The sequence below is a fragment of the Pseudomonas sp. FFPRI_1 genome, from assembly GCF_055384485.1.
In genome coordinates this window covers 4,820,878-4,835,775 of record NZ_AP029168.1, presented here as the reverse complement: position 1 = coordinate 4,835,775, position 14,898 = coordinate 4,820,878, and the positions used below count along the sequence as shown (strand labels likewise).

The following is a 14,898-nucleotide window of genomic DNA, read 5'->3' as shown; positions in this document are numbered from 1 at the left end:
CGGGATGACGGGCCGCTGCCCCGTGCAGGTGTTTCAGGCCCGCCCTGGCGCGGGCAGATCCCGCTCGGCCGCCTGGGCCTGGAACCAGTTCAGGACGGTTTCGCAGGCCGGGTGCGCGGCGCCGCTGTCGCGCAGCCACAGGGCATAGACCCCGCCGGTCTTCAGCGCTTGGCCGAAGGGAATCAGCAGGCTGCCCCGGGCAATCGAGTCCTGGGCCAGGATCAGGTCGGTCATCGCCACCCCCAGCCCCCGGGCAGCGGCGTCCAGGGCCAGGTCGTCGAGGTTGAACAGCAGGTGCTTGTAGCTGCGGGGCCTCTGGTCGTCCTGGGCCTGCAGCCAGGCGGTCCATTCCTGGCGGCTGGTGGAGCCGTGGATCAGTGCGTGCCCGGCCAGCTCTTCCAGGGAGCGCGGCGGTAATTGCCCGTCACTGAGTTGCGGCGCGCACACCGGCACCAGGTATTCGTCGAACAGTGGGGTCAGCGGCCGTTCGTCCAGGCCTTCCGGCAGGTACAGCACGTAGGCGTCGCAATCGCCGCTGGGGTCCACCATGGCCCCGCCCACGGTCTCGATCGACAGGCACAGCCCGGGGTTGGCGGCGTAGAAACCGCTGAGCCTGGGCAGCAGCCAGCGCACCGCCAGGGAAACAAAGATGCGGATGCGAAACGGCCGGTCCAGGGGCGCCGGGGCCAGGCGTTCCTGCAAGGCGCCGAGGGACCTGAGGACCTGCGTGGCCACGTTGCAGACATCGCGCCCCGAGTCTGTCAGCGAGACCCGGCGACTGCTGCGTTCGAACAGGCTGGCGCCGTAGTGCTCCTCCAGTTGCTGGATCTGCCGGCTCACCGCGCTCTGGGTCAGGTGCAGGCGCGCCGCAGACTCGGTGAAGCTGTGGGTCTGGGCCACGCTGACCAGGGTTTGCAGGGCCTGCAACGAGGGCAGCCGAAGAGGGTTATCCATGCGTTTTCCGAATAGATGGATGAATTAATAACGTTCGAAATGAAGCCGTCATATCCCTAAATTGTAGGCATGTGGCGCCGGATTGAATGTTCTGTTGAATGCTCCCGGCGCATGGATTGTGCAGGAGTGACAGGCTTTGAACAATGTATGTGGCTGGATCGCCCTGGCGGGGCAGACTCCCCAGCGGCCAACCCTCAAGGGCCTCCAGAAAGCCGACTGGCTGATCATTGGCGGTGGCATTACCGGCCTCTCGGCGGCCCACGCCCTGGCGCGGATGTTTCCCCAGCAGCGCATCGTCCTGCTGGATCGCCAACGGGCGGCCCAGGGCGCCTCGGCGCGCAACTCGGGGTTCGTGGTCAGCCATGAGCTGCCCGGGGCCGACGAATTGCTCGGTCGACCCGGGCATCAGGCCTATCAGCTGGCCTGTGGAATCGGCGTTGCTGCCGGTGAAGAGGTGCGCCAACGCATTGACGAATTGGGCATTGAATGCGAGTTCGACGCGGGCGGCTATCACTTTGCCGTGCACCAGCCCCAGCACCTGCAGGACAGCAGCGCCCGGGTTGCCACCCTGAATGCGGCGGGCGCCCAGGCCCGGTATCTGGAAGGCGCGGCCTTGCAGCAGCGCCTGGGCAGCGGCTTCTACCAGCGGGCCATCCACTGCGCCGGCGGTAACGCGTTGTTGCAGCCGGCCAAGTACGTCAAGGGCCTGCTGGAGCGCCTGCCGGAACGCCTGGCGGTGTTCGAGAACAGCCCGGTGCAGGACCTGCAGCCCCTGGCGGGCCGGGGCTGGCGGGCCACCACCGGGGAGGGCGAGATCCAGGCGTCCCAGGTGCTGGCCTGTGTCGGCGCCTTCCTGCCCCGGGTCGGGGTCCGGCACAGCGCTACTTTCCCCCTGGAACTGAGCGCCAGCATCACCCGGCCCCTGCACCAGGAGCACTGGCAACAGCTGCTGGACGAGCAGGGCTGGGGCGTGCTCTCCACCTTGCCCGGGGCGGCCACGGTGCGCCTGCTGCCGGGGCGCCGCTTGCTGATGCGCAACACCGTTGAATATCGCCAGCGCGACCTCGGCCCGGCGCAGTTGGCGGTACGCCGCCAGGAACACCTGCGGGGCCTGCAAAAGCGCTTTCCCGGCATCACCGACGCCGACCTGCAATACACCTGGACCGGGCACCTGAGCGGCACCCGCTCCGGCGAGCCGTACTTCAGCCGGGTTGCCCCAGGCCTGCACGCGGTGGCCGGCTGCAATGGCTCGGGGGTGGCCCGAGGCACGCTGTGGGGCCGGCTGCTGGCGGAAATGGCCGCCGGCTGCGACTCCTCGCTGCTGCGGGACGTGCTGTCCCAGGCCCGCCCCGGCTACCTGCCGCCGCGACCGTTTTTCGACATTGGAGCAAGCTTGCGCATGGGCTGGGAAGTGCAGCGCGCGCGACACGAGCGTTAACCGTCGCGGCGAATAAAACGCCGCAATAATAAGAGCACAGAGGGCGGAAACATGATTAATCGCACCACTACGGCACTGTTATCCCTGGCCTTGTACGGCGCAAGCGTACACGCGGCCGAAACTGTGAGCATCGCCAACTGGAGCGGCTACATCGCTCCCGACACCCTGGCCGAGTTCACCCGGCGCAGCGGTATCCAGACCACCTACGACGTGATCGACAGCAACGAAACCACCGAGGCCAAGTTGATGACTGGCGGCAGCGGCTACGACCTGGCCAGCCCGTCCAATCACTTCCTGCCGCGGCTGATCCAGGCCGGGGCGATCCAGCCGCTGGACCGCAGCAAGCTGCCCAACTGGAACAACCTCGATCCCAAGCTGATGAAGCTGTTGGAAACCAGCGACCCGGGCAACCAGTACGGCATCCCCTATATGTGGGTGACCGTGGGCATCGGCTACAACGTCGACAAGATCAAGGCGATCTTCGGTGATACCGACGTCACCCAGTCCTGGCAGCTGCTGTTCAAGCCGGAGAACATCCAGAAGCTCAAGCAGTGTGGCGTGGCCTTTCTCGACAACCCCACGCAGATGGTGCCCATCACCCTCAATGCCCTGGGCCTGGACCCCCACAGCGAACAGCCGGCGGACCTGAAAAAGGCCGAAGCGGCGCTGCAGGCGATCCGTCCCTCGATCCTCTACTTCCACCAGGCCAAGTACGTCAGCGACCTGGCCAACGGCAACATCTGCGTGGCCGTGGGCTTCAGTGGCGACGTGCTGCAAGCCATGGCCACCGCGCACCAGGCGAAAAGCGGCGTGAACATCGGCTACAGCATTCCCAAGGAAGGCTCCACCGTGGCCATGGACATGGTGGTGATCCCCAAGGGTGCCCCGCACCTGGACAACGCCTACGCTTACCTGAATTACCTGCTGGACCCCAAAGTGATCGCCAACATCAGCAACTTCGTGCAGTACGCCAACGGCAACGCGGCGTCCTTGCCTTACATAGAGCCGCAATTGCGCAGCAACCCGGCGGCCTACCCGCCGCAGTCGGTGCTCGACAGCCTGTTCCCGATCAAGACCATGACCCCGGCCGGCATGCGCCTGAGCACCCGCCTGTGGACCCGGGTCGTCAGCGGCACATGAGGAGCCCGGCATGATTGCGAGTCGGCAACAACGCGGCCATGCGCTAGTGGTGGGGGCCGGGGTGGTAGGCCTGGCCAGTGCTTTGTGGCTGCAGCGGCTGAACTGGCAGGTGACCCTGCTGGACCGCCAGCTCCCCGGCAGCGGCACCTCGTTCGGCAATGCCTGCACGTTCGCCACCTATGCGGTGGAGCCGGTGGCCACCCCCGGCATCTGGCGCCAGGCGCCGGGCATGCTGTTGCGCCGCGACAGCCCGTTGGCCATCCGCCCGGGCTACCTGCCACGGATCGCTCCCTGGCTGTGGCGTTTCCTCGCCTGCTCCAGTGCGTCGCGGGTCAAGGCCATCAGCCACGACCTGCACAGCCTGCTCAAGCCTTGCATGGGGGCCTGGCAGACCCTGTTCGATGACGCCGGGGCCAATGATCTGGTACGCCACGACGGCTCGTTGTACCTGTTCGAGGCCCATGAGCGGCAGAGCGCCATCGACATGCTGGCCTACCATCAGGCCTTCGACGTGCCGATGCGCCTGGTGCCGGGGCCGGAGTTGCGGGCCATGGAGCCGGCCCTGAATGCCCGGGCCGCCCTGGCCCTGGAGTTGCCGCAGGTCAGCCGCACCCTTGATCCCTATGCCTTGAGCCAGCGTCTGTTCCAGCGTTTTGTCGAGCGCGGCGGGGTGTTTCGCCGGGGCGAATTGCTGGATATCGAGCGCCATGCCCAGCACGGCGAACGGCTCAGCGCACGCTTGAGCAGTGGTGAGTCACTGCCGGCCGAGCGCCTGCTGCTGTGCACCGGGGCCTGGTCCCGCAGCCTGGCACAACGCCTGGGAGACGCCATTCCCCTGGACACCGAGCGCGGCTATCACGTGCTGTTCGAGCAGGCCGGCGGCCTGGTCAACCGGCCGCTGTGCTGGGGCGCCGGAGGGTTCTACATGACGCCGATGGCCCAGGGTTTGCGCGTGGCGGGCACCGTCGAGTTCGGCGGCCTCGACGCCGCCCCGGACCCGCGCCGCTACCACTACCTGGCCCGCGGTGCCCGGCGATTCCTGACCCTGCACCACTCACCGTCGTCCCGGTGGATGGGCTTTCGTCCGTCGCTGCCGGACAGCAAGCCGGTGCTCGGCCAGTCGCGATTATTGCCCCAGGTGCACTACAACTTCGGCCATGGCCATGTCGGGCTGACCCTGGCCGCGATCACTGGGCAACTGATGGCGGAGCAGGCCAGCGGACTGACGCCAAGCGTGGCGTTGCAGCCATTCCTGGCGCAGCGCTTCCGCTAGAGGCCAGGGTGTGGCAGCGCCAAAGCACGAAACGGTCATCTTCGGCTGCTAGAACAGGGTTTCCCCGACAGCAATACCGGCGCCCGGCGTTAGGTTGGCCCGGGGCCGTTTCTGCAGCCATGGATGTGCATCTATGCGAATTGCCCTGTTTCTCGGTTCACTGTTGTTGTGTGCGGCCAACGCCCATGCCGAGGATCCGGCTTCGGTGCTTGGCCATGGCTTTGGCTCCCTGAGCTGCGTCGACCTGCAAGACCCTGACAGCAGGGCCACCTGTGGGGCCCGGGCGCTGTCCAATGGCAAGGGTTGCCAGGGCCTGTCGAGCCAGGGCATGCGCGATAAATGCCTGGATGAGGCGCTGTATCCGTCGAGCAGCTCGACCCGCACCCCGCCGGCCAGGGCCAAGCCTCGAGCGCCTGGGGTGGCCGTTTCCAGCCAAGCGCCTTTGCAACCGCCTGCACCTTTGTTGACCGAGGAGCAGATGCGGCGACTGGATCAGGTGCTGGGGATCAACGACACCCGCCCTTGAACGGGTCGTGGCCATGACCTCGGCCTGCTGGCGCTGGGCGGCTGCAAGAGCGCCACGCCACAGCCCCCCGAGCAACAGTTGCAGAGCCCGCGCGAGGCTTATCGGTGGGCGTTCGCCGAGGCCTTGAGCGAGGAGGCTCGCCGCTACAACCTCGATGACTGGGTGGGCGGTTTCTCCTGGAGCTCGGCTGCAGGCCCTGGAAGGGCGGGCCGAAACAACCCTGAGCCTGTCCCTCGTGGCGCTGTTGCGCTGCGGCACCAGGCCCGGGGCGGTCGGAGCCCCGTGGCTGGGCACGCCGGCCGCCGCAGGAGGCGAGGGCTCAGGCCTTCGGGCGGTGTTCCGCTGCATGCAGGGCGAGGTAGGCACTGAGGTTGTCATCGCTGATGCCCAGAGCACCGAGAATCTGCGCCATGAAACTCACCGGAGCGCTGCCAGGCGCTGTGATCACTCGCTGATCCGCCACGGCGTGGGGCACGTCCTGATAGTGCGCCGCGCCGGCGTATCCCTCCGCCAGCAGGTTGTCCGCCGAGTTCGAGGTATGTCGCACAAGGTCCAGCACCCCGGCCCTGGCCAGGGCGCGGGTGCCGTCGCAGATGCCGGCGAGAACGATCTGGCGTGCCTGCGCCGCCCGCAGCAGCTCGCTGATCTCGGGAGCCTGCGCGCTTTGCCAGACCGGACCGCCGCAGATCATCAGCAGGTCGAGCTCATCGAGGCGTATATCTTCCAGGGCCAGGTCCGGGGTCACCCGCAGGCCGCCCATGGAGGTCACCGGGGTGCCCTTGGGGCTAGCGTATTGGCAGTCGAAAGCGTAATAGGCACGGGCCGTGGCGTTGATCAGGGCGGTTTCCCAATCGGCGAAGTTCTCGCAGATGAGGGTGATGGCGCGGGGCATGGGGCAGTCCTTCCTTGGGTGAACCTGGAGTCAGGTGCTGCAGGATATCTGTTTTTTCCGGGTGATTCAGGGCTTGAGCAAGGCCCTGCGAAACGGCCCGTTACGCCATCAGCCAGGGGTATCAAGGTTGCACTTGGTGAGGCGGGTGATAGCCTTTATGCTTTCGCGCCTTGATCGACGGGAGGGCTAGGCACGGCGCTGTCCCGATATGTTTCTCAATGGACCTGAGCATGCATTCCAGTCTCCCCGCATCCTTGAAAGCACTGCTGCTGGCCGGCGCCCTGGCGCTGCTGAGCGGCTGTCAGGCCCTGGCGCCAGCGACCACTGCGCAGCAACCGAAGGGATGACGGATGACCAGGGCCAGGGGCGCAGCTGCCAGGTGGAGCTGGACATGGCCCCTATCCGGGGCAGCCAGTTCCGGCCCGATGCAGACTTGCAACAGCCTCTGTGGCAGCGCTGCCGGCAACTGGAGAGGCGCGAGCTGCCGGGCAAGCGCGAGTATCGGCAGGGCCAGGAGCGGTTCCCGGTCAAGGTGGATTCCAGCCCCTGGAAGGGCGGGCCGAACCCTGGGCAAGCCTGTCCGGCAGGCCGGTTCGGGAGCCGACAGAGGACGCTTGCCAGCACTCAGCCCTGTAGCGAACCCCTGCTGCTTCGTTCAACCAGAGGCACATGCGCGGCGCATTGATCGCGCCGCAGAACACAGCGCAAGAAGGGCAGGCGATCCTGCCCGGCAAAGGAATTGAACATGCATACCCAGTTCAGAACGACCCAGGCACGGCGCAGCCTGTGGATGGCGGGGCTCCTGGCCCTGGCCGGTTGTCAGTCCCCTGCGCAGAGCCCGTCGGCGGTGAGCGACGAACAGCAGCGCCAAGCGGATATGCAACGGTATTCGAATACCGTGCAGCAAGTGCTGCACGCTGAAAGCATCAGGGCCAATGCCCAGCAATTGTCCGGCAGCGTCGATTTGCTGATGACCTTCAATCGCCAGAATGAGGTGGTCAGTTGCGAGGCGCGGCGTAGCACCAACCCGGCGATGCAGGTATACCCCTATAGCCTCAAGCTGGGCGCGCTGGTCAAGGGCATCTGCTGGGACAGCGTGTTTCCAATGGCCCCGGCCACGGCCTTTGATGGGGACGAGCGGCTGCGGGTGAAGGGAACCATGATCTTCCCGCCGCCGAGCCCGAATGCCGAGCAACGCAAGGCACTGGATCTGCAGACGCTGGACTACGCCCGGGGACGCTTTTTCTGGGAGCGCACCCTGGCGGGCCAAGCGCTGGACAGCATTGGAGTGGCCAGTTTCGAGGTCAAGGCCGACCCCCAAGGCAAGGTGCAGGAATGCTGGGTCAACCTGCGGGCGGTGCAATACCGGCCTGAGTCGTTCAAGCCCGACAACGAACTGCGCAACAAGCTGACCGGCTTGTGCGAGCAACTGGACCTGCGGCAGATGCCGGGCTTTGCGCTGGTGGATGGCAAGGTGCCGCCGATTGCCACCAGCGTGTTTTACTCACCCTGGAAAGGTGGGCCGAAGCAGCCTTGATTCCGGGTCGCAGGCCGACAAGGTCGGCGTGGCTCGTTCTCGGTACGATGCCTATGCCCAGGGGCAGGGGGCGCAATAAAACAACGCCGTCAGCGGAATCAGTCAAAAGGTCAGTCAATGAGCAAATTAGGCTGCAGTTGCGGGCATGTGATCGTCGATCAGACTGACGATCTTGCCTATAAGGCATCGTTGATGCGAGACGGGCATGAGGAGGCGCTGTACGAGGGTATTGGCCACTTGAGCCAGGCATTTCAGGTCGCAGCCGAGGCCGGGAGCCTGGATCAATTGCTGGACCGGACCTATGGCAAGACGGCGTGGCGGCCCAAGGCGAGAGATTACCTCGGGGACCGGTTGTGCAACCTTTATGCGGCGTCCAGCACCTGTGTCTATGAGTGCCAGAACTGTGGGCGCTTGTGGGTCCAGCGCGGGGCGGAGCACCGTTTCGTGTCCTTTGCGCCGGACAGCGGCACCTATGAAGCGGTGCTGGCGGTCGAGCCGGTCACCGGTGATGGGCGAATAGCGGATAGCACACCTTGTGCAACGGCCTGTGGCCAGGGAGACAGCAAAGATGTTCAAACTCTATAAATGCTTGCCAGTGCTGGCCTTGTTGCTGGGGCAGCCAGTGCAGGCAGAGCAGATGGCTCGCTGTGAAGAGCGGCAGGTGCAGGGGCATATGGCGCAGATGTGCCTGCTGCCAGGGGCGGCGTTCAAGCATGACAGCTATCGCCTGATGGTCGATGGCGAACTGATTTTCAGCCTGACCGATGACTTTGCCGAGGACGTGACGCTGGTTCACCGGATCCCCAAGGGGCCGGCACTGGAATACATGCTGTCTCGCCAAGGGCAGGACAGCGTGACCCTCAAGGGCGGGTGCGTGCCGGTAAGCCGGGATGGTGCCGAAGTGGCGCGGTTGTGCAATTTCCACTGGGGCAAGGTGCAGGTGGTCAAGGATGTGCGTTTCGATTTCTGAGGCGGAGGGATAGCGATGCAGCCGCGACTGCTCAAGGCCGCCAACGGCCACCTCACTCTGGAGTTCGATGCTTATGGCAGCGAGCTGCAGCAGGCGGTTGGCGCTTTTCTGGTGCAAGGGCTGGGCTTCGAGCGTTGCGGTGAAACGGCCGATGGTTGGGACGCAGGCGTGGCCCAGTCGTTTCGTCGGGGCGAGGTACTGATCGAAGCCGGCTGGTGTCACTGGGCGGATGGGGACTACCTGCTTTCCGGTTGCGTGGCGGGAGATGCCTTGTTGAGCAGGATATTTATGGCCATCGAGGCCGACCTTTCGTTTCGGTTGGAGTGAGGCCTGTGCCGAGCTCTTTGAGTCAGACGGCTGGGACTATGGCCGGCGTTAAACGGTACGGCCGCTGCTGCGCCTGGAAAAAAAACGCCCCTGGGTCTTTACATCGCCCACCATTCTCATCACCATGCGCACCGTCTAAGTTTCGCTGCTGACCAGACAATTCCAGCCACCAATCGGGTGGTTGTTTTGTTGCGTCCAAGAAAAGCAGTTGAAAATGACCAAGACTCCTCTGAAAAGAATTCAGCACAAGCTCGCCCGTTCCGGGGTGGCCATCGAACGCCTGAATTCCAATTCCCTCTCTATCTCCTCGATCAACGACGCCGGGCTCAAGGTGGATCTGCTGCTGCCCGAGAGTTTTGCCATCGAAGAGAAAGCCATCCTGCAACTGATGGATTTCGCCAAGGTCGCCCACCCCGACGGCGGTGAAGTGAAGTGCGCCTGTGCCACTCCGGACTTCCACACCGGTAGCCCGATACCGGTGGGCAGCGTGATTGTCACCAGCCACGACATGGTGGTGCCGCAAGCCATTGGCACCGACATCAATTGCGGCATGCGCCTGCACAAGCTCGACCTGAGCTACGAGCGCTTCATGGCCCACAAGGCGCAATGGACGGCCCTGGTGCGCGGCGACCTGCTGGAAGGCACACGCAATATCCCCACCAGCCCGACGGCGATGAGCGCGCTGTTTCAGTCCGGGCTCGGTGATTTCTGGAGCCAGGTGCAGCAGCAGGCCCCGGTGGGCCTGTTTGCCGGGGCGGACTTCCAGCAACTGCAGCGTGAACTGGCCGGCCTGCATGAGTCGTCCTTTGCCCAGGGCAGTGCGCAGTACGCCCCGGAAGCCCTGCAGGATGCTTCGCGCAAGATCCTGCGGGACCCGGGGCTGGGCTCCCTGGGCGGTGGCAACCACTTTGTCGAGATCCAGGTGGTCACCGAACTGGTGGACCGTCAGGCCTGCTTCGCCCAGGGGCTGTCGGTGGGGCAGGTGGTGATGATGATTCACACCGGCTCCCGGGATGTCGGCTTCTACGTCGGGCGGCGCTGGATGGACAAGGCCAAGGCCCTGTGGCCGGCGGGGATCAAGCACCCGGACTCGAAGATCTTTGCCCTGCTGGGGGAGATGGCCGACCAGTACCTGCTGGCCATGCACAGTGCGGCCCATTACGCCGACGCCAACCGGGCGCTGATTGCCGAGATGGTGCGTCAGCGTACCCGGCAAGTGTTCGGTGCCAGCATCGAGGCCCCGCTGATCGTCGATGTGCCCCACAACATCGTGCTGCGTGAAGAGGGCGGTAACGTCCACCGCAAGGGCGCGACCCCGGCCTATGCCGGCCAGCCGCTGCTGATTCCGGGGAGCATGGGGCACGATTCCTACCTGCTCAACGGGTTGGGCAATGAGCGCTGGTTGCGTTCGGCCAGCCATGGCGCCGGGCGTTCCATGTCGCGCAGTGAGATTCTGGTCAAGGCCAAGCGCGACAAGGCCTTCCTTGGCCTGCAAGGGGTGGAGTGCATCACCACCAAGGAAGAGCGGATGATCGAGGAAGCCCCGGGAGCCTATAAGGAAATCGGCCAGGTGATCCGGTCCCAGGTGGAAGAGGAAACGGTATCGGTGATCGCCAGGTTTTCGCCGATTCTGACCTTCAAGGCCTGAGTGCGTTGGGGCCACGGGGATGAGGGCTCATCCTCGTGGGTAACCGGCGTCTCGGGTTGAAGCGATGCGTTCAAAGATGGTCTCGGTGGTAGGCATGAGCGCTCGCTTCAAGTCGGCTGTACCGTTCGTGGGGGCGCTGATTTCGGATTTGCCGTTCAGGGTACTGGCCGATACATTGTCGTCCCCCGGCCACCGTTCGCTGGTAATGGGATGCGTTCAAGTCGTCTATGGAAGGGGTGTCATCAGATCGTGAAACTGCTTAAAAAAGCTATTTGGTTTGTCTTGTGTATTGCCTCTGGGCTGACGATGGGCGCTGGCCTTTATCAATTCATGCTGCCTAAAGGTGATCCGGGCCTGGCGTTGATGCTGGTCATGATTGCCTTTCTCTCCGGCTATTATCTGCGGCCGCAAAAGCCCAGGGCGCGGTAGCCACCATGGTGATTGCCTGTTTGCGGCCAAAGTCGGGTGCTCAATCATGAATCAAGATGAAAGTCTGAAGCACGATGCTGTAGCGCCATTTACAGGTGCCAGCCAGTGCTTCGTCGACAAGCAACCCCTTGTCGAACTACTTGCCGTGCTTGCTGAATGTGGCGAGCTGGTGTCCAGCTTCGTCAAGCCAGCCCCCTCAATCAAGGCGTGGGATGAGAGGCAGCGACTGGCCGAGTTTCTGGAGCGTTTCAGCAACCTCGCCAGGTCGACGGCTATTGGGCAGGTTGAGCGTGAGTTCGGGCCCTTTTCCATGCTGAATCGATATGAGTTCGAGGGCTCGTTGCTGGCGGTGGTGCTACGGGGCGGGTGTCATCATTCGACCCGTGGGTTGAGCCTGGCCAATGCTCGGAAGTTGGTATACGAGGCGCTGGAGGCGGTGTTTCCGGGGCCGTTTTCCGAGCTGGTGGTGTACCGGTTGGACAGTCTCGATTGGTGTGAATTGACCCGGAGCTCGACCCTTTCTTCCGCCTATGTCGCCTGCCAGGGCGCTCGGAATCTTTGGTGGGTGCTGTGCGTTGCTGACTTTGATTGATGCCCTTCGGGCGCAAGGCTTTTTGCGTAGGAGCTGGCTTGCCAGCGAAGGCGGCATCGAGAACACCAGGGGATTGGGTGTTGCAGGTATCGGTTGCTGCCCTGTCCCTCAGTCGTCTGCCATGGCCACGCAACCCCTGTGGCGGGAGAGCTTGCTCCCGCTAAATCGGCCGGTGTCCCGGCGTGTAGCGGGGGTAAACCGGATTCCCCGGTTTAGCAGGTGTACATATCCGTTGCTGCGGGTGCGGTCACTGGCGGTTTCGCCCTTACGGCGACTCACTTTTTTCAAACGCCAAAAAAGTAAGCAAAAACGCTTGCCCCTCCACTCGATGCCTCGCCTAGGCTCGGCATGCCCAAACGAAGGCATTGAGCCGTGGGCCGCCGCCACCGGCCATCCCTGGCCGGGTGGCGGCTAACCCGGCATCCCTGCCGGTTACCCACGGCTCAATGCCTGCGTTCGGCCATCGTGGTTAACGGGGCCTTCAGGATCAAAAGCCAACGCAAAGCAGAGCGGGAGCCTTGGCTGTGCCTTGGGTTAGGGTTCCGGCAGTTGCAGCGCTTGTTGTTCCACTACCTGCAACACATCGCAGCCGTCCCGCAACAACAGGGTTGCCACGCTGGAGAAGCGCTGCAGGTCGAGGTGATCGGCATTGCGGCTGGTCATGTCGGTAAAGCTGTCCAGCATGTCCCGGACGGCGCGAATGCGCAGGCCGGCGTAAGTCAGCAGGTCGAGCAACGGCGCTTGTGGGTTGATGAAGGCGACGGGGTGGTCGGTGGTACTGGAGGAAGTGAACGGTTGGTAATCCATATCAGTGACGCTCCATAACTTAGGTAGCTACCACCAATCGCGGCCAAGCGAAGCAGGGTGGCAACTGTACGCGGGTTGGCCGACCGGGCCTAAGCATCCCGGCACACCCGAAGGTGTCCCACGCACAGTCGCCATAACACGAACGTGCGAGCGCAAAAAAAGCGCTTGCCTTGTTATGGGGAGCGCCTGTGCGCTTAGGATGCTGACGGCCAAGTCAGGTCGCTGAATTGGCAGCGACAGCCTGAATTGTAGACGAAATAAATTTATAGCTCCAAGCCTTCTACTAAAGAATGACCTGATTTGATAATCGGTAGTGGACAGTGCGATGTCAAAATAGTAGCTTTTTTGGGGTTTCTAATAACTATAGATAGGGATATTTATGTACTCAGAAGAGACCAGAGAGTTTGCGCGGGAACAAGAAAATTTAATTCAGTGTTTGGAATATAGAGCGGTAAAAACTGAGGATGTTAGACCTAGAGAGGAGTGTATGCGTGATTATGCGCGAGTTTTGTACTCCTCATCATTTAGGCGTTTGCAGGGGAAAATGCAGCTTCTTGGAGTTGATTCGCATAGCTTTAATCGTAATAGGTTGACTCATAGTCTTGAGGTTGCACAAATAGCTCGTTCGATTGCTAGTGATCTCGGTTTAAGTAAGGCCGTTGTTGCAGAAGTGTGCTCGCTCTCTCACGATATTGGAAATCCTCCATTTGGCCACTATGGCGAGGTGGTTCTTAATCAATTGAGTAAAGACTTTGGGGGATATGAGGGGAATGCCCAGGCTTTTCGAATACTGAGGACATTAGAGAAGAAGCATTATTCTTATGATGGGTTGAATTTGACTGTTCGGACACTGTTTGGTGTTACAAAATACTTTTATAGAATATCTGATAATTCTAAAAAATTTCTTTATGAAGATGATTTTGTTTTTCTTCAGAATGAATTGAGTGAGAAAGGTGTTGATGTAACTAAAAGTATTGATGCACAAATCATGGATCTGTCGGATGAAATTGCATATGCGGCGCATGACTTGGAAGACGCTTTAAGTCATAGGGTTGTAACCGTGGGAGAGATTGCTCATGAGTTTAAAATAAGTGAAGAGTATAACTCTGCTTATGATGATTTTTCTGAAATAATTAAAATGGTTCAGGGTGAGGCGCTCAAGTCTTATAAGCATGGTACTTCGGAGGAGTACTCGGTTGTACTCAGGAAGGAACTAACTTCCTCGATAGTAAGCTGCCTGTGTCGTGATATAGGTGTTGTTTCTGGGGTTAATGGTTCTGAACTTGGCTATAGGACAAAGAGTAAGCTTGCTGAAGGGCTAAAAAAATTACTATTTAGAGCTGTGTTGAGGAAAAAAGATGTACAGCTTTATGAGAAGCGAGGTGAAAAAATAATTAAAGGGCTTTTTGAAGTGTTATCTGATGAAAGTTATAATGTAAATAACACTTTGCTTCCTGCGGAACTTCGTTGGCGGGGAGATAATAAGGGTCGCTTGGTAGTGGACTATATTGCTGGGATGATGGACGCATTTGCAGCGCAAGAGTACGAGAGATACTTTGGGAAAGGCTCTTTAGAGAAAATATTTGGCTGAGTCTGTTTTTTGCACGCTTTGAAGCGTGCTTTTTTTGCAATAGAGATTTCCCCGTGACACACTTCTAGCCCTATTTTCCGCTATTTCATTACTTGGTCTGTTATAGCGGAATTTTTTGCGGCCTTCGACGCGTTTATTGTGACTCAATGCCCCGACCTTTTTGCCGCTATTGCCCGCTCTGCATTGGTTGGTATGTAGACGAGCAACAAGCGGGAATGAGTGCTCAGGTACGTTCTGTGATGAGGTCCTCGGCAACAGCCACGCGCTTTGGAGGCACAAGCAGGCGTTTTATTGATACCACCTTTAACTCTTTCAATCAGGAGATCCCCCCCCATGAGCATCACCCGTTACGGCACCGGCAGCACCGCAGGCGGTGGCCAGCCGCGTCCTTTCGCTCGCGCCGTCGAAGCCGATGGCTGGCTGCATGTGTCCGGCCAGGTGCCAGCGCTGGAGGGCGAGATCATTCACGGTGGAATCGTTGAGCAGACGCATCAGACGCTGCGCAATCTGGTGGCCATTCTCGAAGAGGCCGGCTACGGCCTGGAGGATGTGGTGCGGGTTGGCGTGTGGCTGGAAGACCCGCGGGATTTCTGGAGTTTCAACAAGGTGTTCGGCGAGTACTTCAAGCCCGAACACGCGCCGGCCCGGGCCTGTGTGCAGGCCAGCATGATGGTCGACTGCAAGGTCGAGATCGATTGCGTGGCGTACAAGAAGAAGGCCTGATGGCCACGGTCTGTAGGAGCTGGCCTGTAGGAGCTGGCTTGCCAGCGAAGG

Annotated in this window: 16 protein-coding genes; 13 read left to right on the top strand and 3 right to left on the bottom strand. The window is 61.6% G+C overall.

The features are described 5' to 3' along the window. Positions 1-33 precede the first annotated feature (33 nt). Positions 34-954 (bottom strand): LysR substrate-binding domain-containing protein, encoded by a 921-nt coding sequence (locus ACZ5BO_RS21470; protein WP_025129767.1) that lies wholly within the window; start codon positions 952-954, stop codon positions 34-36. Positions 955-1,090: 136 nt separating this feature from the next. Between ACZ5BO_RS21470 and ACZ5BO_RS21465 the strand changes: the two genes are divergently transcribed. The 4 genes from ACZ5BO_RS21465 (at position 1,091) to ACZ5BO_RS21450 (ending at position 5,331) form a co-directional block, all read left to right on the top strand. Beyond that, entirely contained in the window at positions 1,091-2,392 is a 1,302-nt protein-coding gene (locus ACZ5BO_RS21465; RefSeq protein WP_464696394.1) for an NAD(P)/FAD-dependent oxidoreductase, read from the top strand. Between the two features lie 51 nt (positions 2,393-2,443). Further along, positions 2,444-3,532, top strand: a complete 1,089-nt coding sequence (locus ACZ5BO_RS21460) for a polyamine ABC transporter substrate-binding protein (RefSeq protein WP_025129769.1) — start codon at positions 2,444-2,446, stop codon at positions 3,530-3,532. A 10-nt stretch (positions 3,533-3,542) separates the two neighbouring features. Continuing rightward, positions 3,543-4,805: an NAD(P)/FAD-dependent oxidoreductase gene (locus tag ACZ5BO_RS21455; RefSeq protein WP_464696393.1), complete on the top strand. Its 1,263-nt coding sequence runs from the start codon at positions 3,543-3,545 to the stop codon at positions 4,803-4,805. A 133-nt stretch (positions 4,806-4,938) separates the two neighbouring features. After that, positions 4,939-5,331 (top strand): hypothetical protein, encoded by a 393-nt coding sequence (locus ACZ5BO_RS21450; RefSeq protein WP_025129771.1) that lies wholly within the window; start codon positions 4,939-4,941, stop codon positions 5,329-5,331. A 319-nt stretch (positions 5,332-5,650) separates the two neighbouring features. Here ACZ5BO_RS21450 and ACZ5BO_RS21445 read toward each other — a convergent pair whose 3' ends face one another. Then, positions 5,651-6,223: a type 1 glutamine amidotransferase family protein gene (locus ACZ5BO_RS21445; protein WP_464696392.1), complete on the bottom strand. Its 573-nt coding sequence runs from the start codon at positions 6,221-6,223 to the stop codon at positions 5,651-5,653. A 745-nt stretch (positions 6,224-6,968) separates the two neighbouring features. On the opposite strand from ACZ5BO_RS21445, the gene ACZ5BO_RS21440 reads away from it, so the two are divergent. From ACZ5BO_RS21440 to ACZ5BO_RS21410, 7 genes are all read left to right on the top strand, one after another. Then, entirely contained in the window at positions 6,969-7,760 is a 792-nt protein-coding gene (locus ACZ5BO_RS21440; RefSeq protein ID WP_464696391.1) for a hypothetical protein, read from the top strand. Positions 7,761-7,877: 117 nt separating this feature from the next. Next, positions 7,878-8,345: a hypothetical protein gene (locus ACZ5BO_RS21435; RefSeq protein ID WP_464696390.1), complete on the top strand. Its 468-nt coding sequence runs from the start codon at positions 7,878-7,880 to the stop codon at positions 8,343-8,345. Further along, on the top strand, positions 8,329-8,730 hold the full coding sequence (locus ACZ5BO_RS21430) for a hypothetical protein (RefSeq protein ID WP_464696389.1): 402 nt from the start codon (positions 8,329-8,331) through the stop codon (positions 8,728-8,730). Before ACZ5BO_RS21435 ends, ACZ5BO_RS21430 begins: the two co-directional genes overlap by 17 nt. A 15-nt stretch (positions 8,731-8,745) precedes the next feature. After that, complete coding sequence (locus ACZ5BO_RS21425; RefSeq protein WP_464696388.1) at positions 8,746-9,057, top strand: hypothetical protein; 312 nt, start codon at positions 8,746-8,748, stop codon at positions 9,055-9,057. 214 nt (positions 9,058-9,271) lie between these two features. Then, positions 9,272-10,705 (top strand): RtcB family protein, encoded by a 1,434-nt coding sequence (locus ACZ5BO_RS21420; protein ID WP_464696387.1) that lies wholly within the window; start codon positions 9,272-9,274, stop codon positions 10,703-10,705. A gap of 249 nt (positions 10,706-10,954) precedes the next feature. Next, positions 10,955-11,134, top strand: coding sequence for a hypothetical protein (locus ACZ5BO_RS21415; protein ID WP_025129778.1), 180 nt, complete (start codon positions 10,955-10,957; stop codon positions 11,132-11,134). A 46-nt stretch (positions 11,135-11,180) separates the two neighbouring features. Further along, positions 11,181-11,726, top strand: a complete 546-nt coding sequence (locus tag ACZ5BO_RS21410; protein WP_464696386.1) for a hypothetical protein — start codon at positions 11,181-11,183, stop codon at positions 11,724-11,726. A gap of 534 nt (positions 11,727-12,260) precedes the next feature. Here the strand turns inward: ACZ5BO_RS21410 and ACZ5BO_RS21405 are convergent. Continuing rightward, a complete protein-coding gene (locus tag ACZ5BO_RS21405; protein ID WP_464696384.1) occupies positions 12,261-12,533 on the bottom strand; it encodes a hypothetical protein in 273 nt (90 codons plus the stop codon). A 379-nt stretch (positions 12,534-12,912) separates the two neighbouring features. Between ACZ5BO_RS21405 and dgt the strand changes: the two genes are divergently transcribed. Continuing rightward, positions 12,913-14,124: a dGTP triphosphohydrolase gene (dgt, locus tag ACZ5BO_RS21400; RefSeq protein WP_464696383.1), complete on the top strand. Its 1,212-nt coding sequence runs from the start codon at positions 12,913-12,915 to the stop codon at positions 14,122-14,124. A 333-nt stretch (positions 14,125-14,457) separates the two neighbouring features. Further along, positions 14,458-14,847, top strand: a complete 390-nt coding sequence (locus ACZ5BO_RS21395) for a RidA family protein (RefSeq protein WP_025129780.1) — start codon at positions 14,458-14,460, stop codon at positions 14,845-14,847. Positions 14,848-14,898: the final 51 nt, after the last annotated feature.

Coding starts and splice junctions, on each gene's coding strand:
- ACZ5BO_RS21470 (WP_025129767.1), bottom strand. CDS start 954: ATGGATAACCCTCTTCGGCTGCCCTCGTTGCAGGCCCTGCAAACCCTG.
- ACZ5BO_RS21460 (WP_025129769.1), top strand. CDS start 2,444: ATGATTAATCGCACCACTACGGCACTGTTATCCCTGGCCTTGTACGGC.
- ACZ5BO_RS21455 (WP_464696393.1), top strand. CDS start 3,543: ATGATTGCGAGTCGGCAACAACGCGGCCATGCGCTAGTGGTGGGGGCC.
- ACZ5BO_RS21450 (WP_025129771.1), top strand. CDS start 4,939: ATGCGAATTGCCCTGTTTCTCGGTTCACTGTTGTTGTGTGCGGCCAAC.
- ACZ5BO_RS21445 (WP_464696392.1), bottom strand. CDS start 6,223: ATGCCCCGCGCCATCACCCTCATCTGCGAGAACTTCGCCGATTGGGAA.
- ACZ5BO_RS21440 (WP_464696391.1), top strand. CDS start 6,969: ATGCATACCCAGTTCAGAACGACCCAGGCACGGCGCAGCCTGTGGATG.
- ACZ5BO_RS21435 (WP_464696390.1), top strand. CDS start 7,878: ATGAGCAAATTAGGCTGCAGTTGCGGGCATGTGATCGTCGATCAGACT.
- ACZ5BO_RS21430 (WP_464696389.1), top strand. CDS start 8,329: ATGTTCAAACTCTATAAATGCTTGCCAGTGCTGGCCTTGTTGCTGGGG.
- ACZ5BO_RS21425 (WP_464696388.1), top strand. CDS start 8,746: ATGCAGCCGCGACTGCTCAAGGCCGCCAACGGCCACCTCACTCTGGAG.
- ACZ5BO_RS21420 (WP_464696387.1), top strand. CDS start 9,272: ATGACCAAGACTCCTCTGAAAAGAATTCAGCACAAGCTCGCCCGTTCC.
- ACZ5BO_RS21410 (WP_464696386.1), top strand. CDS start 11,181: ATGAATCAAGATGAAAGTCTGAAGCACGATGCTGTAGCGCCATTTACA.
- ACZ5BO_RS21405 (WP_464696384.1), bottom strand. CDS start 12,533: ATGGATTACCAACCGTTCACTTCCTCCAGTACCACCGACCACCCCGTC.
- dgt (WP_464696383.1), top strand. CDS start 12,913: ATGTACTCAGAAGAGACCAGAGAGTTTGCGCGGGAACAAGAAAATTTA.
- ACZ5BO_RS21395 (WP_025129780.1), top strand. CDS start 14,458: ATGAGCATCACCCGTTACGGCACCGGCAGCACCGCAGGCGGTGGCCAG.